The sequence below is a fragment of the Emticicia oligotrophica DSM 17448 genome (genome assembly GCF_000263195.1).
Taxonomy (GTDB): domain Bacteria; phylum Bacteroidota; class Bacteroidia; order Cytophagales; family Spirosomataceae; genus Emticicia; species Emticicia oligotrophica.
The window spans coordinates 115,434-137,687 of record NC_018748.1; the positions used below are offsets into that span (position 1 = coordinate 115,434).

Annotated in this window: 17 protein-coding genes; 6 read left to right on the plus strand and 11 right to left on the minus strand. The window is 35.7% G+C overall.

Annotated features, from left to right (window positions below; genetic code table 11):
- Positions 1-16 precede the first annotated feature (16 nt).
- The 5 genes from carB to EMTOL_RS00525 form a co-directional block, all read right to left on the minus strand.
- A complete protein-coding gene (gene carB, locus EMTOL_RS00510; RefSeq protein ID WP_015027294.1) occupies positions 17-2,860 on the minus strand; it encodes a carbamoyl-phosphate synthase large subunit in 2,844 nt (947 codons plus the stop codon).
- 451 nt (positions 2,861-3,311) lie between these two features.
- Positions 3,312-3,470, minus strand: a complete 159-nt coding sequence (locus tag EMTOL_RS22075) for a FeoB-associated Cys-rich membrane protein (protein WP_015027295.1) — start codon at positions 3,468-3,470, stop codon at positions 3,312-3,314.
- The gene (locus tag EMTOL_RS00515; RefSeq protein WP_015027296.1) at positions 3,467-4,000 is read right to left on the minus strand and encodes a YfiT family bacillithiol transferase; all 534 of its coding nucleotides are present in this window, start codon (positions 3,998-4,000) and stop codon (positions 3,467-3,469) included. The genes EMTOL_RS22075 and EMTOL_RS00515 overlap by 4 nt, the downstream gene beginning before the upstream one ends.
- A 17-nt stretch (positions 4,001-4,017) precedes the next feature.
- Positions 4,018-4,806, minus strand: a complete 789-nt coding sequence (locus EMTOL_RS00520; RefSeq protein WP_015027297.1) for an inositol monophosphatase family protein — start codon at positions 4,804-4,806, stop codon at positions 4,018-4,020.
- 83 nt (positions 4,807-4,889) lie between these two features.
- Positions 4,890-6,536 (minus strand): DUF4139 domain-containing protein, encoded by a 1,647-nt coding sequence (locus EMTOL_RS00525; RefSeq protein WP_015027298.1) that lies wholly within the window; start codon positions 6,534-6,536, stop codon positions 4,890-4,892.
- 186 nt (positions 6,537-6,722) lie between these two features.
- On the opposite strand from EMTOL_RS00525, the gene EMTOL_RS00530 reads away from it, so the two are divergent.
- Positions 6,723-7,793, plus strand: coding sequence for an Ldh family oxidoreductase (locus EMTOL_RS00530; protein WP_015027299.1), 1,071 nt, complete (start codon positions 6,723-6,725; stop codon positions 7,791-7,793).
- Positions 7,794-7,937: 144 nt separating this feature from the next.
- Here EMTOL_RS00530 and EMTOL_RS00535 read toward each other — a convergent pair whose 3' ends face one another.
- From EMTOL_RS00535 to EMTOL_RS00545, 3 genes are all read right to left on the minus strand, one after another.
- The gene (locus EMTOL_RS00535; protein WP_015027300.1) at positions 7,938-8,840 is read right to left on the minus strand and encodes a serine hydrolase; all 903 of its coding nucleotides are present in this window, start codon (positions 8,838-8,840) and stop codon (positions 7,938-7,940) included.
- 145 nt (positions 8,841-8,985) lie between these two features.
- Positions 8,986-11,604, minus strand: coding sequence for a TonB-dependent receptor (locus EMTOL_RS00540; RefSeq protein ID WP_015027301.1), 2,619 nt, complete (start codon positions 11,602-11,604; stop codon positions 8,986-8,988).
- A gap of 219 nt (positions 11,605-11,823) precedes the next feature.
- Positions 11,824-12,003 carry a hypothetical protein gene (locus EMTOL_RS00545; protein ID WP_015027302.1) on the minus strand — a complete coding sequence of 60 codons (180 nt, stop codon included), beginning with the start codon at positions 12,001-12,003 and terminating at the stop codon, positions 11,824-11,826.
- Between the two features lie 82 nt (positions 12,004-12,085).
- On the opposite strand from EMTOL_RS00545, the gene EMTOL_RS00550 reads away from it, so the two are divergent.
- The 4 genes from EMTOL_RS00550 to EMTOL_RS00565 all read left to right on the plus strand — a co-directional run bounded on the left by EMTOL_RS00550 (position 12,086) and on the right by EMTOL_RS00565 (position 16,335).
- Positions 12,086-13,132, plus strand: coding sequence for a glycoside hydrolase family 113 (locus EMTOL_RS00550; protein WP_015027303.1), 1,047 nt, complete (start codon positions 12,086-12,088; stop codon positions 13,130-13,132).
- Between the two features lie 12 nt (positions 13,133-13,144).
- Entirely contained in the window at positions 13,145-14,002 is an 858-nt protein-coding gene (locus EMTOL_RS21565) for a hypothetical protein (RefSeq protein WP_015027304.1), read from the plus strand.
- 39 nt (positions 14,003-14,041) lie between these two features.
- On the plus strand, positions 14,042-14,638 hold the full coding sequence (locus tag EMTOL_RS21570; protein ID WP_015027305.1) for a M949_RS01915 family surface polysaccharide biosynthesis protein: 597 nt from the start codon (positions 14,042-14,044) through the stop codon (positions 14,636-14,638).
- A gap of 101 nt (positions 14,639-14,739) precedes the next feature.
- Positions 14,740-16,335 carry a peptide chain release factor 3 gene (locus EMTOL_RS00565; protein ID WP_041693346.1) on the plus strand — a complete coding sequence of 532 codons (1,596 nt, stop codon included), beginning with the start codon at positions 14,740-14,742 and terminating at the stop codon, positions 16,333-16,335.
- Between the two features lie 70 nt (positions 16,336-16,405).
- Here the strand turns inward: EMTOL_RS00565 and EMTOL_RS00570 are convergent, their stop codons facing one another.
- Genes EMTOL_RS00570 through mutS form a run of 3 tightly spaced genes read right to left on the minus strand, consistent with a single transcriptional unit; the run spans position 16,406 to position 20,089 of the window.
- On the minus strand, positions 16,406-17,128 hold the full coding sequence (locus tag EMTOL_RS00570) for a DUF6503 family protein (protein ID WP_015027307.1): 723 nt from the start codon (positions 17,126-17,128) through the stop codon (positions 16,406-16,408).
- 32 nt (positions 17,129-17,160) lie between these two features.
- A complete protein-coding gene (locus tag EMTOL_RS00575) occupies positions 17,161-17,430 on the minus strand; it encodes a hypothetical protein (protein ID WP_015027308.1) in 270 nt (89 codons plus the stop codon).
- 31 nt (positions 17,431-17,461) lie between these two features.
- Positions 17,462-20,089: a DNA mismatch repair protein MutS gene (mutS, locus tag EMTOL_RS00580; protein WP_015027309.1), complete on the minus strand. Its 2,628-nt coding sequence runs from the start codon at positions 20,087-20,089 to the stop codon at positions 17,462-17,464.
- A gap of 418 nt (positions 20,090-20,507) precedes the next feature.
- Here mutS and EMTOL_RS00585 point away from each other — a divergent pair, with 418 nt between their 5' ends.
- Complete coding sequence (locus EMTOL_RS00585; protein ID WP_015027310.1) at positions 20,508-22,223, plus strand: GMC oxidoreductase; 1,716 nt, start codon at positions 20,508-20,510, stop codon at positions 22,221-22,223.
- Positions 22,224-22,254 lie beyond the last annotated feature (31 nt).

Here is a 22,254-nt window from a genome sequence, read left to right on the forward strand (position 1 = left end):
TATCAAAAAAGATATTTTATCTGCTTAAATAAAGATTTCTTTCAGAATAAACTTTCAAGAAGTAATCATCAGTTAAATCATCAATGAAGTAAATTCCTTCACCTGTTGATTTCATTTCTGGGCCAAGTTCCTTATTTACATTCGGGAATTTATTGAATGAAAACACAGGAATCTTAATTGCGTAACCTTTCTTGACTGGATTAAAGTCGAAATCTGTCACTTTCTTCACACCCAACATCACTTTAGTTGCATAATTTACATAAGGCTCTTGGTAAGCTTTACAAATAAACGGTACTGTACGTGATGCACGTGGGTTAGCTTCGATTACATAAACTTTCTCATCTTTAATCGCAAACTGAATATTGATTAAACCTACGGTATTCAAACCAACTGCAATTTTACGAGTATATTCTTCAATTTGAGCAATAACATTTTCACTCAAATCGAAAGTTGGAAGTAAGGCATAAGAATCACCAGAGTGAATACCCGCTGGCTCAATATGCTCCATAATTCCGATGATATATACATTTTCACCATCACAGATAGCATCTGCTTCGGCTTCAATTGCATTTTCAAGGAAGTGGTCAATCAAAATGTTATTATCTGGAATATCATTCAAGATTTTCACTACATGCTGCTCCAGTTCTTGCTCGTTGATAACAATTTTCATGCTTTGGCCACCTAATACATAACTCGGACGTACCAATAATGGGAAACCTAATTCACGAGCTACGTCTACTGCACGGTCAGCCGAACGAACTGTATCAAAAAGTGGATAAGGCACATTCAATTCTCTCAATCTCTCTGAGAAACGACCTCTATCTTCGGCTAAATCAAGGGCATCGTAAGAAGTTCCGATGATTTTAATTCCATATTTAGTAAGCTTTTCAGCCATTTTTAGGGCTGTTTGACCACCTAACTGAACGATTACCCCTTCAGGTTTTTCGTGTTGGATGATATCATAAACATGCTCCCAGAAAACTGGTTCAAAGTATAATTTATCGGCAATGTCGGGGTCAGTTGAAACTGTTTCAGGGTTACAGTTGACCATAATTGCTTCATAACCCGATTCTTTAGCAGCCAATACTCCGTGTACGCAAGAATAATCAAACTCGATACCTTGACCAATACGGTTTGGACCAGAACCCAAAACAACGATTTTCTTTCTATCTGAACTTACTGATTCGTTATCTAAATTATCAAGTGAAGTACTGAAAGTAGAATAATAATAAGGTGTTTTTGCCTCAAATTCTGCCGCACAAGTATCTACACACTTATAAATACGGTGAATATTTAGGTCAATTCTCTTATTAAATACTTGGCTTTCTTTACAATTTAATAAGTGTGCAATTTGACGGTCAGCGTAGCCTTTTTGCTTAGCTGTAAGTAGTAATTCTCTTGAAATTTCATCAATCGAATATTGTTCGATTTCTTTCTCAAGTAGAATCATTTCCTCAATTTGGCGTAAAAACCACTTATCAATCTTTGTCAAAGACTGAATTGTTTTGAAAGAAAGACCAGCTTTAAAAGCATCGTAAACGTGGAAGAGACGATTCCAAGATGGATTAGCCAATGATTTTTTCAAAGCTTCTTGGTCACGTAATTCTTTTCCGTCGGCACCTAAACCATTACGTTTGATTTCAAGTGATTGACAAGCTTTTTGTAAAGCCTCTTGGAAGTTACGGCCAATTCCCATTGCTTCTCCAACCGACTTCATCTGAAGACCAAGTGAGCGGTCACAACCAGGGAATTTATCAAAGTTCCAACGTGGTACTTTTACAATAACGTAGTCAATTGCTGGTTCGAAGAATGCTGAAGTGCTACCTGTAATTGGGTTAATCAATTCATCGAGGTTATAGCCAATGGCCATTTTAGCAGCAATCTTTGCAATTGGATAACCCGTTGCTTTTGATGCTAAAGCCGATGAACGAGAAACACGAGGATTAATCTCGATAGCAATGATTTCATCAGTCTCTGGATGAAGAGAAAATTGCACATTACATCCACCTGCAAATTGGCCGATGGCGTTCATCATCTTGATTGCCATGTCACGCATTCTCTGATAAATAGTATCAGGTAATGTCATAGCTGGAGCAACCGTAATTGAGTCACCTGTGTGCACACCCATTGGGTCGAAGTTCTCAATCGTACAGATGATTACAATATTTCCTAAGTTATCTCTCAATAACTCTAATTCAAACTCTTTCCAACCTAAAATTGATTGCTCTACTAATACTTCATGTACTGGAGAAGCATGCAAACCATGGTTAAGAGCTTTATCAAATTCTTCTGGAGTATTTACAAATCCACCACCAGTTCCGCCTAAAGTAAATGAAGGTCGAATTACTAATGGGAAACCGATTTCTTGTGCAATTTCTTTGCCTTCCAAAAACGAGCGAGCAGTGCGTCCTTTACAAACACCTACACCGATTTCGAGCATTTTTAGTCGGAATTTCTCACGGTCTTCGGTCGTTTCAATGGCTTTGATATCTACCCCGATGATTTGTACTCCGTATTTTTTCCAAACACCCGCTTTATCGCAATCAATGGCTAAGTTGAGGGCAGTTTGTCCACCCATAGTTGGTAAAACAGCATCAATTGGGCGACCCATCTGTTGGTGTTTTTCCAAGATTTCAACAATTGATTTTTTCTCTAATGGCTTCAAATAAACGAAGTCAGCATTGAGTGGGTCAGTCATGATTGTGGCAGGATTCGAGTTTATTAAACTCACCTCTATACCTTCTTCGCGGAGAGACCTTGCGGCTTGTGAACCAGAGTAATCAAATTCGCAGGCTTGACCAATGACAATAGGGCCAGAGCCGATGATAAGAATTGACTTGAGATTGGGATTTTTTGGCATTTTTTCTTTGAAGGAGTTTTCGATTAAGACACGTTCTAAACGTGATTATCGAAAGACAAAGATAATACAGAATTTTGGTATCCTAATTAAATTAACATTAATATCTTAGAAAAGTACAATAAAATAAGAGTAATATTTAAGTTTTTAAGATTTTTTAAAAAATTGTACTTATAGAAGACAAATTTTATCGAAAAAGTATTTACGCAAATAGCTAAATAAATAAAGATAAATGCTTTTAGGAAGGACAACAGCACATATACTAATCATTGATTAATTTCATCAAGATAGAGAAAATCTCAAACAGTACTTCGAATACTTTGAATTAGAAAAAGAAAATAATTCGCAATGGTAATTAATGTATTTTTAAATTAATTAGAAATTTGAATTAGTTGATATTCAAAAACTATATAATTTCTTGCAAATAATACCTCCCATTGGTGCTCTAGAAGATTTATATTTCTGTTTTGGGAATTTCAATTTTAGATACTTGACAATTTCCTCCACAACCTGCACAGCTATCGGCTTTTCCCGCAAATTGTTTCCTAACAGTATTTACCAAATATCCTACTGCTCCGATAAATACAATTCCGATAATGATGTTCTCTATCATTTCAATGCTTGAATAATATGTTGATAATGATGCTCAGAATGCCATGCATAGAGTGCAATGACTTCTTGCATTTCGAACGATTTATTGTAGCCACCGTGGTAATAAGTTTTCTTTAAGCCCTTTTTATCAAGGCTTTTAAACAAAAACACCATACGCTTGTGTAAACCTTCAATAATCTGTAAAGATGGTTTTATTGGCAATGAATGGTCTGGTAATAATGCCCATGCTGCTTCGTCATAACCTTTTATTGGCGGATTTTCCTCGGTCAATGCAAATCTTACCCGAGTAAACATATTGATATGACTATCTGCAATGTGGTGTACTACTTGCCTAACGGTCCATCCTTCAGGTCGGTAAGGAGTATCTAATTGCTTTTCATCGAGTTTTGCAGTTAGAGTCTTCAAACGTTGAGGAAATTTCTCTAAAACTTTAATGTGAGTTCTCGTATCAGCTTTTAAATACTTCTTTCCGTACTCAAAATCTCCAATTGGATACTTCAATCGCTCAAGTTCTGAATTCGTTAAATTCATTTTTTTTGATTTATCTATTACCAATAACGTTGAATTTCGGCCAACAGTTCCGCATGAACTTCAGAACCAACCACCACATCTCCTCTAAATAAATGGTTATCCCCTCCCGAAAAATCAGAAGCAAAACCTCCAGCTTCGGTTACTAAGAGTATTCCAGCTGCCATATCCCAAGAGTTGAGGTTATATTCATAGAATCCGTCAAAATAACCACAAGCCGTGTAAGCTAAATCAATAGCAGCCGAGCCCATTCGACGTAAACCATGCGTTTTTTGCATTAATGATTCCAAAATCTTTAAATATTTATCTTGGTTATCAAATTTATAGTATGGAAATCCAGTTGCTAACAGACTTTCACCCAAATGTTTGTTAGGAGATACATTAATAGTCTGACCATTTCTAAAAGCCCCACCACCTTTGGTGGCATAAAATACTTCTTGTGAGCAAACAATATACACAACTCCAACCAAAACATCTTTTCCACGGGCCAAAGCTAAACTAACCGAATAATTAGGTAAACCGTGAATAAAATTGGCTGTTCCATCAAGCGGGTCAATAATCCAATTCATACCATCTAGGTCTGAAGAATCTGCAGTCCCCTCTTCAGTAATAAAACCTGCTTCAGGTAATATTACTCTCAAACGGTTAACGATAATCTTTTCGGTTTCTTTATCAACATAAGAAACTACGTTGTTTACATCTTTATACTCAACAGCATTTCGATTAAACTTGGCTGATTCTTGAGCAATAAATGCTCCCGCCTCTTTGGCTACCTCTACGGTTTGCTGACAAATCTCTTGTAAATTCATATTTTTGTAGCACAGGATTGCAACCTGTCAACATTACGATTATTAATTTAAGCTATCTAAACAGGCTTTAAACCTGTCCTATATTACAATCCTTGAATATTCTTCCCTTTTGGATATTTAACGCTATACTTTAAGATAATCTCTTTGTTTTCAAGCGGTTGAAGGGTCAAATTCCAAGTTAATTTTCCAGTCTCTTTATTAAACTCAGCACCTTTGGCTTCTTCAAGCTCAATTTCAATTCTACTATCTTGTGAAACTGGCACTTGGTCTTCAACAACAATATTGATTGCTTCTGTTTTGGTATTTCTAAGTGTAATTCGAGCTCCAAAAGATTCTCTAATATTAGAACCCACATTTTTTCTTGACTTAAATTCCTCTACGGTTTCTCTTTTGGCTATTATCTTTTTATCTCTTCCTAAAGAAATCATGAGCGAATCTTTAGCTTCTCCGCCTGCAATTTCGGTTGTACCTACAAATGTACCTTCAAAATAGACATTTGCCACTCCCGGTAATAAATTATATTTTTCCCAATCTGTAATAATAGCTGTCAAAAAAGCATCCTTATCAAATTTTGGAACAGTATAATATTTATATGTCGAACGTAGCGAATGATTTTGAATATCTACCATTTCTGGATTCCCTCCCGATGCAATATTATACGGAATGGCAATATCAAAATTTACTGCCAGAGTTGATTGAACTGTATTAACAACAGATGCTACGGTTATTACTTCATCCATTGCTTGAGGAGCTGCTGACATCGCCATTTCTACTGGCATTACTCCCTTCGACATTCTTACATTTCTTTTCGGAGTTTCAACAGGCTCATTAATATTCAAATACTGAGCATATAACTCTGGTTTCGCCCCTCCTTCTGCCGGATTTGCCGTAGAAAGTGAAAGTCTTACATTTTTCCAATCAATACCTGTATTTTGGTAAACATTGGCTCTGTAAGCCAGCTCAATATTACTTTTTACATCTTTTGCACGAATATCATAGATAGGACTCCAACCTACATTATTGGCTATGTATGAAAGGTTGAGTTCTATGGCAGTTGCCGATTTAGCCTGAAGCGTTAGCTCTATTTCACCTGCTGGTTGATTAATATTTGTACCTTGTGAAGTAAGTTGTTGTTGGAATCGATTGATTTTATCTTGCAAATCTTTAGATTGTCGAAGCAACTGCATCTGACGGGTTCCAATTTCAGTAAGTTTAGTACGGAAGAAATCCATCATTTCTTTTAAATCCTCTGGCGTAGCCCCATCTTTCTCACTCTTTACATTTGCATTTGCCATAAGCATATTACGTTCATTTTCTGCCACTTTTACCAAAACATCAACCACTTCCAATTCACTTTTAGCTAGCTTTAATGAATCTTCTAATGTACTACGTCGCTTATTACCTAAGTAATTTTGCTTAAACTTTACACTCATTATCATCACATCGCCCTTACCACCAATCTGAATGCTATTGGGGTCGGCAGTGGTAGCCACATTACTGATAATCAATTTAGTAGTTCCAGCTTGCACATTTGTTTTCACTCGGGCATCAATTTGTGCTCTATTTAAGAAAACAGTAATATGTTGATTTTCAGCATCTATCTTTAGTTGACCTTGCGAAAAAATAGGAAAATGAAAGCCAAGTAATAAAATTCCGAGTCCAATACTTGAATGAACGATTGAGTTTTTCGATAAAAATAAGGTTAGTAATGCTTTAAAGTAGATTTTCATAACGAGAATAGGTTTGATTTTCTTAGAAACGTTACGTTCTAGATTTATTGTGTGAACAATAAGTTAATGGAGGCAATTTTAAAGAAAAAACTTTGTTTTACCTGTAAAAACTTCATTATTTTGCTCGCTATTAAATATTTAGAAATTTTGTTTAGAAAGAAGTTCGATTCTTTCTTGATTTGAAATATGATAAAAGAAAAAAATCTTCGTCGTTTTACAGAAAATATTTTTTTGAGTTTGGGTTGTCCGAAAAAGGACGCCAAATTAGCTGCTGACGTTTTAATTTCAGCCGATTTAAGAGGGGTTGATTCGCACGGAACAGCTCGTTTAGTAGGTTATGTTCGACTTTATGACCACGGGCGTTTGAATCCGAATCCAAACATAAAAATTATCCATGAAACTCCTTCAACAGCAGTTATTGATGGTGATAAAGGATTAGGCTTAGTGGTAGCCCCTTATGCCATGAAAGTAGCCATCAAAAAAGCAAAAAGATATGGCTCAGGCTGGATTTCAGTACAAAACTCCAATCATTTTGGAATTGCAGGGTATCATTCAATGTTAGCTCTACCACATGACATGATTGGGTGGGCCATGACCAATGCCGCACCATTAGTTGTACCCACTTTCGCCGTTGAAAAAATGTTAGGCACTAATCCCATTGCAGTTTCAGTTCCCGCAGGTGAACAGCCACCGTTTGTAGCAGATTTTGCTACAACAGCCGTAGCCTATGGAAAAATGGAAATTCTTCAAAGAAAGGGTCTAGCTGCTCCAATCGGCTGGGTACAAGATGCCAATGGAAATCCAACTGACGATGCAAATGCCGTAAAAAATGGAGGTGGTTTATTACCGCTTGGTGGCGACCGCGAACATGGAAGCCATAAAGGTTATGGTTTAGGGGCTATTGTTGACATATTTTCAGGTGTTTTATCAGGTGCTAATTTCGGGCCTTGGGTTCCACCTTTTGCTACGGCAGGGTTTCACGGAGTAGCTGCTGAGCAAGTGGGTAAAGGAACAGGGCATTTCTTGGGTGCAATGCGAATTGATGGGTTTAGACCAAAAGAAGAGTTTAAAGCAAGTATGGATAAATGGATTGAGCGTTTCAGAAATGCTAAACATATAGAAAATCAACCAGTTCTTATACCTGGTGACCCAGAACGTGAACTTGAAAAAGAACGCATGGCTAATGGAATTCCGCTCAATGAGAAAGTAATTGAAGATTTAATGGCTTTGGGTGAGCGTTTTAATGTAAAATTCTAATGAACATAAGTTACTCCGAATTTTATATAAACATCTGATTTGTTAATTTTTTTATTCATTGCCGTCATTTAAAATTGGCGGCAATGAAGATTTAATTAATTCAATGAGTGATGTTTTTGCTAAACTTGAGATGAATCATGTTTACTACCATTTTTCGTAACCATTAACTGGTTTAAAATTAGATTTTGGTTCATAATAATTCCAAAGTAAAGCACCTACTTTACGCAAAAGTTCATACCCTTCATTTTCTCTCACCCAAGATTCATCCTTTTGCTTTTTGGTTATCACACAATATACATACTCACCATGAGGGGCATGTACATAAACGACTTCAGAACGAGAACGATTCACCGCTCCATTTTTTGTGGCATATTTTACAGTTTCAGGCAATTGAGAGAGCCCTTCTCCATCCCAAAATTGTCGTCCAAGATTTCTATACATTCTATCCGAAGCATCAGCACTGATTACTTTTCCATTTCTAATCATAGTTATCAATTCTGCCATTTCTCGTGGGGTTGTTTGCCCCCAACCAAATTCAGTTCTATTGGCTTCTCTACCCGGAGTACGAGAATTGACACGGGTATTTTTTAAACCAAGAGAATCCATGATGGCATTTATTCGTTTTCCGCCGCCTGCTAATGCCTGAAGCCATAAACTTCCTGTATTGTCACTGACAGTGCACATCAACATAACAACCTCATTTAAGGGTAGTTTTGCCCCATCTTTCAAAGAACCTACAATACCGTCATCGTAATCCAGAGAGTCTTTATAAGTTAATTCTTGGTCATATTTAAGTTCACCTTTTTTGATTTTATCGAAAGTTCCGACCATAATAGGTACTTTTATCATGCTTGCCGTTGGGAAAATAGTATCAGCATTGATAGCTACAAATTTATTTGATTTGATATTCTTCACGTAAACTCCAGCAATTCCATTGAATCCTTTTAAAGTTTCTTCTAATTTGGCTTTCAATTGTAAATCTTCCTTTTGCGAAAATGCAGCGAATGAAGATAGAGAAAATACGAAAAGGAGTATATTTTTTTTCATTGTTTTTGAGAATGTCTTTATAAACAAATATAGCAATCAAGTTTTCAATTGCCTTATTTAAGCATCAAAATCTAAATAAAAAAAGCCATGTCAAAAAAAAGACATGGCTTCGAATGAAACTTTATTGTTGAAGCATAATTTCAAATTATCTTGGTCGGCCACCCCCTGCGGCTGGTTGCTGAGCTCCACCTCCAGAACTATCTCCTTCACCCGCTTTAGCATCATCATTTGATACTTTTTTCTTGCTACGGAACATACTTCCACCGTTAAAATCCATCTTACCAAACATATAGTTAATTGAGAATCTGATTCCTCGGTTGTAAATATATCTTGTATTGGCTGACTTGAAAGTTGGGTCACTTGTTTCGCCCTTAATTTTGAGTGAACTTGTGAATGGATTATCTAAACCGATATTAAAGCTACCCTTTTTATTTTTAAAGTCTTTCTTCGCTCCAAGATTATAGAATCTAAATGAGCCCTGATAACCTTGTAATTGGATTTGGCGACTTCCCATGAAACCAAATGCTTGTGCACCCCATCCTTTCGTAAATGTATAAGAAGCGTTAAAGTTCACATTCGCATTCCATCCTTCGTTTGAAATGGCCACAACTGTACTTTTGTACGTATTATCTGTTTGCAAAACAGGAATTACAATAGAACCACTCAATAAGTTGTTGGTAATGTTTGTTCCACCGCCAATTCTAAGATTTTTAGTAGGTTGTAAATTAATGAAAACGCTACCACCATAGAAATTTGTTTTACCAATATTATCAAAAGTTGAAGTAACAATGCCTTTGTCATCAACTGACCTAACAGTAGTGATATTATTATCAGTAAATCTTCTAAACAAGGAAACGTTGATTGAATTTGCCTTGAAGAAAGTACTGTAATTAAATTCAAAACTGTGACTTAATTCTGGTTTCAGTAATGGATTTCCGTAAGAGATATTCAAAGGGTCAGCATAATTCACAAAAGGATTCAAGAATTCAAGTGAAGGACGTTGAATACGTTGTCCATAACTAAACTTAATCTTGTGGTTTTTCGGAAAATCCTTTGAGACTGTCACTGTAGGAATAATATTATCATACGCAGGAATCAAAATAGGTTTATCCGAAGTCTGGAATTTAGCGGTAATTTGAGTATTTTCATATCTTACCCCTGCCTTAAAGCCCCATTTCTTTGGTAATGCGATTGTTAAGGTAGAGTAAGCGGCTGCTACATCCTGATTATAACTAAAATTATTCGTGCGGCTTGGCTGAATAATGTAAGAGCTTGAATTGTTATCCCAGTTAAAGAAATCAAAATTACTTGTTACATCACGTAAAATATATTTTGCCCCTACCTCAAAGATATTTTTCTTAAATGGATAAGTATAATCTAACTGGAAAGTAGATTCGCTATTAATACCATCATTATTACTTTTATTGAAAGGTAATCCTAAACGAGCATTCGTAAAATCAGTTGTACGAACATTACGACCATGTTGTGCTAGAAACGCTAATTCATGTCCTTGCTCTTTGAATGTTTTTGTGTAGTTGAAATCTAAATCTACACTTTTATTATCACGAATATTTTTGGTATCTTGCGTAAATTGTTGAAGAATAGAACCCGAAATAGTTTTCAACAAACTAGATTGAACGCCAGTAGTGTTAAAATTACCAAGACCATATCTTGCACTTAAACTCATTGAATTTTTTGAGTTAATATCATAATCAATAGATAATTGCGTGTTAGCAAATAAACGTCTAACGTTACTTTCATCTGATTGATTAAAAGTTGTTTCCACACCTCTCACCGAAGAATTACGAGAAGTTGTACCATTACTTGGCGTATTGTATGAGCTATTACCTCCAAAATTCAAAGAAGTTCCGATTTTCTTTTTACGCATATTGATATTACCAAATGCATTAGCACCTCTCCAACCCGCACCTCCATTTACGAAACCCGTCAATCCTTGTAAATTATTTTTCTTTGTCACAATATTAATAATACCAGCAGTACCTTCAGCATCATATTTAGCTGATGGTGAAGTAATTACTTCAACTGACTTAATCATATCGGCAGGAATTTGCTTAATAGCATCGGCAACATTAGTAGCCAAAATACTTGATGGCTTGTTGTTGATTAACACTTTGATATTGCCACTACCACGCATCTGAACATTACCGTCCATATCTACTGTAAGCATTGGTACCTTGCGAAGCACATCTTCTGCAGTACCACCTCTACTCGTAATATCTTTATCAGCGTTGTAAACCAAACGGTCAACTTTATCTTCAATCAAAGCAGCTTGACCTGTTACTGTTACTTCGTTCAAAACTTTAGTATCAGTGGCCATTAATAAACTTCCAACGTTTACTTCTTCTTTATTGGCCTTAATCTCAATCTTGCCAATAACAACATTTTTATATCCAATAAATGAACCAACTACTTTATAAGTACCTTTAGCCAAATTTTTGACTGTGAAAGCACCATTCATATCTGTCATTGCACCATCAACAACTTTATTGTTTTTATCGTATACTGCTACAGATGCAAATTCTACTGGTTTATTCGTTGTAGAGTCAATCAATTTACCACTAATTTTGGCCGAACCACGTGGAATTTCTTCTTGTGGAACCTGTTGTTGTTGATTCATCATTCCAGGAAAACCACCGCCGCCCATACGCATTCCTCCTCCGCCACCACCCATACCAGGCATTTGGGCAAAAGTTGTAATCACAGTTCCTACAATAAATAATAAAAGTAAATTCAGTTTTTTCATTAGTTGATTTATTAAAAAGTAGTTTTGTCAAGCAGTTCGAACTTGTACGAAATTCTTAATTTTGTACAAAAATACTGCTTAAATACCCTTTAAAAACTAAAATTTGTACCAAATGATTTAGTTAAATTACAAGCGGCAGAAAAGTATAGACGAATGGCATAGAATAATAGACGTTGAAAAGATTACAATTCCAAAAGAATGAAGAGCAAAAACGTAAGTTTACGTTTCGAGAAGATATTTTCTTCTTGTAGGGTTTATCAAAAATTTCTTTTGCGATGTGAAACTTTCTGGGTGCATTTCAGCAAAAAGTCGACGCCATTCAGCAAACCTTTCTGGTTCTGATTTCATGAATTTGTTAGCATCAATTTTTTTTGACAATAAATATTCCTCAAAAGTCATTTTAAAACAATGTAAGATTATTTGCAAAACTATTGACTATTTCTCAATTTTATACTAGTATTCAACTTTTTCTTTTCAATTTATGCCTAAAGCATTTTTTCTTGCCCTGACCATTATTTTTTACAGCTCTGCTTGTCAAAATAAACCATTAGTTTATAGAGGAACAAAACTGAAAGGTGTATGTTTTGTCGCTCCTCCAAGAGAAATTGATGCCAATGAATTTGATAAAGTGAAGGAAGTAAACGCCACTTGGGTTGCCTTAACACCCTATGGATTTACTCGAGGTGGGAATCCAGAATTCAAGTATAATAAATCAAGTGATGGGCACTGGTGGGGAGAATCTCCGAAAGGCGTAAGTGAATGTGCCAAAATGGCTCATGAAAAAGGACTAAAAATCATGTTAAAGCCTCATGCTTGGATACAAAGTAATCAAGGAAGCACTTTTACAGGAGATTTAGATTTCAAGACAGATGAAGAATGGAAAACTTTTGAAAAAACCTTTGGAGAATATTTAATTGATTATGCAAAAGTTGCCGATTCTTGCAAAATTGAAGTCTATTGTATTGCTACTGAATTTGAAAATTTTGTTGAAAAACGTCCTGAATTTTGGCATAAAATAATCAAAGAAATTAGAGGCATTTATAAGGGCCAGCTTACGTATGCTGAAAATTGGGATTGCTACGAAAAAGTACCTTTCTGGAATGAACTTGATTTTGTAGGAGTAGATGCCTATTTCCCACTTGCCGACGAACAACATCCTCAATTAAATACCATCAAAAAAGGCTGGTATGAACACAGAAAAAAGTTAGAAAAATTTAGCAGTAAAATTCAAAAACCTATCCTTTTTACTGAAATTGGCTATCAAAGTACTGATTTTACTACTCACAAACCATGGGAATCCTACACTCAACATGCCGATAACGACCCACTTCAAGCCGATGCTTATCGGGCATTTTTTGAAGAAATGTGGCAAGAACAATGGTTGGCAGGATGTTTCATTTGGAAATGGTTTCCTGAAATGAAACGCGAAAAAGAAGAAAAACGCCAACATAAATTTAGAGATAGATATACTCCCCAAGGCAAAGCCGGCGAACTTGTACTTAAAGAATTTTTCAAAAAACAATCATAAACAAAATCTTAGATGAAATCTATTATTTATGCCTCGCTTATTTCTTTTCTTCTTTTTGCTTGTAATAGTAAAAAACAAGAAAACACAACCGATACAACCATAGTTACTGATACATTAGCTCAAGTAATTGACCCTTCGACCGAAACGAATGGCGAAATACTTGCTTTTGGATTTACGAATGAAAATGGTAATAAAGTCATTGCTTTTGAAGAAGGTATGAACAGCCAATCACTAACAAATGTGATTGATAATCATGGAAATAACTACGAGCTTGTTTATGAAAATATTCAAAAAGGCAACGAAAATGGAGTAAATTTAATACCAAGTAATTTCAATGATTGTGCAGGTGAGGTCTATAAATTAAAAGGTAATAAAAAACTAAACCCTGACTATTCAACCGTTTTGGTCAATGCTGCTTTTCTAGAAACTCGAAAAACCCTCCCAATTAAATCATTTAATCAACCTGAACAAATTGATGAGAGTAATAAATTATCAATTCAAAATGATAAAAAACGCAAAATTAAACAAGCTTGGAAAATTGCAGAGATAAATAACCAACAAGCTTTTATTGTAATCTTCGAACCTAAAAAAGATAGTGTATTGGCAAGCTTAGTTATTGGTGGTGAAAAGCTTATTTATCGAGATTATCCCGCTAAATACGACGAAGGCTCAACTTGGCGAGTTGACGACGGAGGCGAATTTCCGAATGATGCTATAAAAATCATTGGTGCATTTTTAAATGCTAATAATGAATTAGAAATTGTCATTGACTGGCAAGGAGCCGAGGGAGCCAATATTGAGTATGCAAGAGCAAATTCGAATGTGTTTGAAACGGTGAAAGAGGGAGCAAGATATTGGGGTGCTCTTTAAATTCAATTAACTTTTTAGAAAAATAAAACATCAACTAAAATGAACAATAAGTATTTCTTTTTCTGCTTAATTATTAGCTTTTCCACTTATGCTCAACAAATTACAAGCAAACCCATCGAAAAAGAGGAATTAAAGAATTTTATTGATAATAAAGCTAAAGTATTAAAAGCACTTAAATTTAATGATAAAAATGGTGTAAACTTTTTTACCATAACCCTAAAAGAGGAACGAAAATATGATTTAGTTTCAAGAACGCTCTTGGTTCAACACAGAATTGAAAAAAACAAAGGTGATTATGCACTACTCCGTCAGGTAGTTGATTACGAAAAAGAATGCCCCTTTGATAACGAGTTGGACCTAATTGATAAATCATTAATAATAAGCGACTTAGATAAAAATAATCTTGCAGAAATTAGCTTTATGTATAAAATTGGTTGTAGAAGTGATGTGAGCCCAATTGATATAAAATTGATGGTTATTGAAAACGGAAATAAAGCGGCTATCCGAGGCATGACTTCTATAACAGGAATCAATGAACCTAAAGTAAAAACACCTGATTTGGCCTTTAAAAAATTGCCAAAACCAATTCAAGAACAGGCCAATAAAATTTGGGCAAAATTTGAACATGAATTCTAACATTGATAGTGCCTGTTAGCATTATCAAGGATTTCAGAATCACCAACAATAATTCGACATTTTTTCTTAATTTTGCACTCGTTTTACAAAAAAAGTCCAAAATGTCATTTATAGAAGAGTTACACAAACGCCGCACGTTTGCTATCATTGCTCACCCCGATGCTGGTAAAACTACCCTTACAGAAAAACTCCTACTTTTTGGTGGAGCTATTCAAACTGCTGGTGCTGTAAAATCAAATAAAATCAAGAAGTCTACTACTTCTGACTTCATGGAAATTGAGAAACAACGTGGTATTTCGGTTGCTACTTCGGTAATGACATTTGAATACCGCGAACTCAAAATCAACATTCTTGATACTCCTGGCCACAAAGATTTCGCGGAAGATACCTACCGTACATTAACGGCTGTTGATAGTGTAATCTTAGTAATCGACTGTGTAAAAGGCGTAGAGGAACAAACTGAAAGGCTGATGGAAGTTTGTAGAATGCGTAAAACACCTGTTATTATTTTCATCAACAAAATGGACCGTGAAGGACAAAATCCATTTGATTTATTAGATGAATTAGAGCAAAAGTTAGATTTACGAGTTCGCCCAATTACTTGGCCAGTTAATGGTGGTTCGAATTTCAAAGGTGTTTATCACTTACTTGAGAAAAAAATGAATCATTTTGCTGTGAATAAAACTCGCTTAGAAGATGATATTGATGTTATCGAGTTAGATTCAGAGGTTCTTGACCAAAAAGTTGGAGCCAAAGACGCTGCTCAATTACGTGAAGATGTTGAGTTAATTGACGGAATATATGACACTTTTGATAAAGATGCCTATTTAAAGGGAGATTTAGCCCCAGTTTTCTTTGGAAGTGCGGTAAGTAATTTCGGTGTCATGGAATTATTAAATACTTTCTGTGATGTTTCTCCACTGCCTGTTCATCGCATGACTGATAAAAGAATGGTTGAGCCTGAGGAAAAAAAATTTAGCGGATTCGTATTCAAAATTCACGCTAATATCGACCCTCGCCACCGTGATAGAATTGCATTTTTACGTATTTGCAGTGGCGAATTTAATCGTGGTAAATTCTACAAACACGTACGCCTAAACAAAGAAATGCGTTTTGCCAGTCCATTTGCATTCTTGGCAGATAGAAAAGACGTAGTGGAAGATGCTTATCCAGGTGATGTAATTGGTCTATACGATACGGGTACTTTCAAAATTGGTGATACCTTAACTGAGGGAGAAGAGTTTCAATTTACTGGTATTCCGAGTTTCTCTCCAGAAATTTTCAAAGAGGTTATCAATAAAGACCCAATGAAATCTAAACAATTGGAAAAAGGCGTTCAACAATTAACAGATGAAGGAGTTGCCCAGTTGTTTACAATCCAACCCGGTAATCGAAAAATCATTGGGACAGTAGGAGAACTCCAATTTGAAGTAATTCAACATCGCTTATTAAATGAATACTCAGCCAGTTGTGTTTTTGAAGCCAGACCATACTCAAAAGCATGCTGGATAACGGCTGATGATAAAACTAAATTAGCGGAGTTTATTCGTCTAAAGAGCAATTTTATTGCTTATGATAAAGACGAAAATCCTGTATTCTTGGCAGAAACTGATTGGATTTTAAGAATGAATATTCAAAATAATCCAGATATTCAGTTTCATACAACGTCAGAATTTAAAACTGCTTTACAATATTAATACTAAAGTAAAGATGAGTCATCTTGAATTTTGGATAATCATTATTCGAAACTCAGGATAACTCATTTTTTCATTTTACAATAATATTTTTCTGCTCAATCACCGAAAGTAGTGAGTCACTTCCCGAAATAAAGGCTTTGTCGTATTCGTGAGTTTTAAGTGTAGTATCTGTAATAGCAAAGTTTTCATAATCTTGAAAAACAATACCACCCACAACTTGACGATTTTTCACTCTACGAAATCTTGGTCCGCCATTAGCATAAGCTAAGTAATCAAGCATGTGCGTTTTTTGATTAAACCAATAGCAAAATACATCTTCGTGGTCTTTACCACCTCCTTCTTTATCAAATGTAACTTTAATTTTATCATATTTTTCGCTGTTGATAATCGCATTGCCAACATATTCTAGATTGACGGCTTCATCTTTCAGTTTATATGGTAATAAAACAAAGTAGGCAATTGAATTTACAGCATTTTTGTACTTTTCTTGGTCTTTATCCGATAATGTAACTTGATTTCCGTTAATTAAGCGGAGATACCCTTTATTATTTACAACATCCCAAATATCATTTCTAGCACTATCTTTTGAGATTCGTTCATATTGAAATTGTCCATTATGTTGAGATAGCTTAATATGAAACTGTCGAAAATCGAATTCTGCATCAAAATTATCGTATTTGGCACCACCATGCACTTCAATACTTTTCTCTATAATCTCACGGGCTTTGTCTGTTTTACCCTTGCAGTTTATCAAAAGAATTCCAAGAAATGATAAGAAGATTAGTTTTTTCATAATTAGATAGTAAAGCTTGGGGTTATGATTTATCAAAAATAAGACGCTATGACTTCTTGAATTTTGCTCATTGGCACAATCAATGGTTTTTTGGTAATCGTAATGGCTATTTTTGTAGGCGAACTATTGAGCTCAGATATTACCAAATACGTTCCCTTTATAGAGCCAACTAAGGTTTGCAGACTAAACAATCCATTTGAGGCATCTCCTTCAAAAACACCACCTTTACTTTGTATTGCCTTAGTTGCATTTACAACGAATTGGTTAGAAGTTCCGGGGAAGTCAATATTAAATGATGCCATTATTTTTTTAAATTATTGTTTTAAATAAACTCTAAAGCAACTTAACCAATTCATTAAGTTTCAATAATGCCTCGATTGGTGAAAGTGTATTGATATCAATGGCTTTCAACTTATTCTTCAATTCTTCAACTTTTGGGTCTGCTGGCTCAAAAAAACTTAATTGGTAGTTATTTTTAGGAACTTCTTTTATACGCTCTTTATTATCTTCTTTAATATGGTCTTTTTCAAGATGCTGTAAAATTTCATTTGCTCGCAAAACTACAGCCTGAGGCATACCCGCAATTTGTGCCACGTGAATACCAAAGCTATGCTCGCTTCCTCCTTCTTTGAGTTTCCTTAAAAATACAACTTTGTTATTTACTTCTTTTACCGAGACATTAAAGTTTTTGATTCTTCCAAAATCTTCGGCCAACTGATTTAGTTCATGGTAATGAGTAGCAAAGAGTGTCCAAGGCTTATATTTTTGATGATTATGCAAATATTCAGCAATACTCCAAGCAATGCTCACACCATCATAGGTACTTGTTCCTCGTCCGATTTCGTCCATAATAATTAGACTTCTATCGCTTAAATTATTAAGAATGGAAGCAGTTTCTGTCATTTCGACCATAAAAGTCGATTCTCCACGAGAAAGGTTATCGCTTGCTCCTACCCTTGTGAAAATCTTATCAACTATTCCCAGTTCGGCACTTTGGGCTGGAACAAAACTTCCTACCTGTGCCATTAAGACGATGAGAGCGGTCTGACGTAACAAGGCCGACTTACCCGCCATGTTTGGCCCTGTAATGATAATGATTTGTTGAGTTTGGTCATCTAAATACAAATCATTCGGAATATATGCTTCCCCCAAAGGCAATTGTTGTTCAATGACAGCGTGGCGGCCTTCTTTGATATTAAGGACTTTATTATCAGAAACAACGGGTTTGCAATAGTTATTCCGTTGTGCTACCTTGGCAAAGGAAGATAGAGCATCAAGTATAGAAATTACTCGGGCATTTTGCTGAATTTGGGCGACAAACTCATTCGCCGCTATGACCAAATCATTGAAAATTCTGAATTCAATCTCAAATATTTTTGACTCTGCCGTCAGGATTTTTTCTTCATACACCTTCAATTCTTCTGTAATGTAACGTTCGGCATTTACAAGTGTTTGCTTACGAATCCATTCCGTTGGAACTTTACTTTTATGAGCGTTCGATACTTCAAGATAATAGCCAAATACCTTATTATAAGAAATTTTAAGTGAAGGAATACCCGTACGAGCTGATTCACGATTTTGAATTTCAATCAAGAAATCTTTTCCCGAAAATGCAATTTTATGAAGTTCATCAAGCTCAGCATCTACCCCCGACTTAATCATGTTTCCTTGATTCATCACTACGGGGGCATCATCACGCAATTCTCTTTCGATTCTCTCAACTAAATACTTACAATCGGTTAATTGATTTAGATATTTTTGTAAAATTGGGAAACGTTCACTACCGATTTCCAATTGCTTCTTGATTGGCTCAATTTGACCTAAAGCTTTTTTCAATTGACCAAGTTCACGAGGATTGATACGTCGAACTGCCACTTTCGAAATCAAACGTTCTAAATCGCCAATCGGTTTTAATAGTAAAGATAATTGCTCTAAAACTTCATCATTTTTTACAAAAAACTCTACAGTATCAAGGCGTTCTTGAATCAATGAACGTTCTTTCAATGGCAACACTAACCATTTGCGTAAAAGCCTCGCTCCCATTGGAGTAATGGTTTGATCGAGCACTTGAATGAGAGGTACACCGCCATCATGTTGTGCAAAAACCAATTCCAAATTGCGAATGGTAAACTTATCTAGCCAAACATATTTATCTTCATCAAGGCGAGTGATACGTGAAATATGACCCATTTCCTTATGTTCGGTATCGGATAAGTATCGGAGAATAACACCCGCTGCCGTAATACCTTCGGGCATATTTTCAATGCCAAAACCTTTTAGTGTCGTAACATTGAAATGATTGAGTAAGAGATTATATCCAAAATCAAATTTATACGCCCAATCTTCAAAAGTAAACTCATTGAATTTTTCGCCGAAAAGAGCATGAAAATCAGTTCGATTACGCTTACAATACAGCACCTCTGAAGGAGCAAAACTTTGAAGCAGTTTATCAATGTAAGCAGCATTTCCTTCCGTTGTGAGAAATTCACCCGTTGAAACATCTAAGAAGGACACTCCAAAATAATCATTTTTAGCAAAATGTATAGATGCTAAATAGTTATTTTGCTTATGATTCAATACATTATCGTTGAACGAAACACCGGGTGTAACAAGTTCTGTAACACCCCTACGAACAATACCTTTAGCGGTTGATGGGTCTTCTAACTGGTCGCATATAGCTACACGCTCACCCGCCCGAACAAGTTTTGGCAAATAAGTATCAAGCGAATGGTGCGGAAAACCAGCCAACTCTTCTTGTGCTCCGCCATTATTACGGCGAGTAAGCACAATGCCCAAAATCTTTGAAGCACGAATGGCATCATCGCCAAAGGTTTCGTAAAAATCCCCTACCCTAAACAATAGCATTGCTCCGGGATATTTGGCTTTGATTTGGTTATATTGACGATTTAAAGGTGTTTCCTTGATTTGCTTTACTAATTCTTCTTTTGAAGGTCTTGCCACGATTCTCTACTTGCTAAATGTTTGTAAAATTTAACCCAAATTTAGGAGAAAAGGGCGAGAAAAGCAGGAAAATTACATAAAATTACTATTCTGTAAGGCCTAAGATAAAATTGGCAAAACTTATTCCTTCTCATTTATCAGTCTTTCTGCAAAAAAGGAGGAATCATTACGCTGTCTATCAAAGTAAAACCCAGTTTTCAATCTAAACTGTAGTAAATATTTTGAAGTAGAATTATTTCCCTTGTATAAAGCCATTTAACAAAAGTTTTAAACGAACCCTATTAATATCATCCAAATAGCATTTTAAAATTCATTCAAATACCCATTCATAATATTTCATACTATATGAGGCATAAGAAATATGTAAAAATTACTATTTTTATGCATTCAAACTCTACTTCTTCAATCCTACAAAACTATGTATTTCAATATCGACGCCGATAAAAACACAACTTATGATGCCATTGTTATTGGTTCGGGCATCAGCGGTGGCTGGGCAGCCAAAGAGCTCTGCGAAAAAGGATTAAAAACATTGGTTCTTGAACGTGGCAGAATGGTAGAACACATAAAAGACTACCCAACTGCCATGAAAAACATTTGGGAATTTGACCACCGATTACGAGATACCAAAGAAGATTTAAAGAAAAATCCAATTGTCAATCGTTGTTACGCTTACTCCGAAGCTACCCAACATTTTTTTGTGAAGGACGAACAGCATCCTTACATTCAAGAAAAACCTTTTGACTGGATTCGTGGCTATCAGGTTGGGGGAAAATCTTTGCTTTGGGCCAGACAAACCCAACGGTGGAGCGAATATGAATTTGAAGCTCCTGCAAGAGATGGCTTCGCAGTTGATTGGCCGATTCGTTACAAAGATATTGCTCCTTGGTACAGCCATGTAGAACGCTTTGCGGGAATCTCGGGAAATAAAGACAATATAAAAAATCTACCCGATGGAGAGTTTTTACCAGCATGGGAATTGAATTGTGTTGAAAAACATATTCAATCACAGGTTAAGAAAAGCTACCAAGACCGCCAAGTGATTATCGGGAGATGTGCTCATTTAACAAAACCGAATGAAATTCATCATCAACAAGGACGTGGGCAATGTCAAGCTCGCAGTTTGTGTGAACGTGGCTGTCCATTTGGTGGCTATTTTAGTTCAAATTCTTCAACGTTACCTTGGGCAGCCAAAACAGGTAAATTAACAATTAGGCCTAATTCGGTCGTAAATTCGATTATTTATGATGAAAAATTGGGTAAAGCATCAGGGGTGCGAGTAGTTGATACGAATACAAAGGAAAGTATAGAATATAAAGCAAGAATCATTTTTGTTAATGGAGCTACATTGAATTCAAATTTGATTTTATTGAATTCTACTTCTAATCGTTTTCCAAATGGACTTGGTAATGATAGTGGCGTTTTGGGGCAATACATTGCTTTCCATCAATATCGTGGACAAGGAGGTGCTACTTTTGAAGGTTATACTGATCAATATTATTATGGCCGTCGACCTACTTCGGCATTTATGCCTTCGTTTAGAAATGTTGAAAAACAAGAAACAGATTTTCTACGTGGCTACATGGTAGCATTTTCAGCTGGGCGAGGCTCTTGGCAACGCGGTTCAAAACCAGAGGCATTTGGGGCAGATTTCAAAGAAAGTCTGACACACCCAGGAGATACTTGGGGTATATACATTCAGATGCAGGGAGAAACTATTCCCAAAAAAGAAAACCATGTAAGATTAAGTAAAGATAAAACTGATGCATGGGGTGTTCCGCAGCTCATCACTTCCATCGACTATGATGAAAATGATAGCAAAATGATGAAAGATTTTCATATACAAGCATCTGAAATGCTAGAAAAAGCTGGCTGCAAAAACATCAGTATGTTTGATAGCAAACAAGCTCCCGGACTAGATATTCATGAAATGGGTGGTATTAGAATGGGCAAAGACCCTAAAACATCAATGCTTAATGAATGGAATCAGTTATATACTTGTAAAAATGTATTCGTGACTGATGGTGCTTGCATGACATCCATTGGAAATCAGAACCCATCTTTGACTTTTATGGCTCTTACAGCTCGTGCAGCGAATTATGCAGTAAGTGAATTGAAGAAGAAGAATTTATAGGAATTTTTAAGGAAGTCTTCGCTTCGAGCGA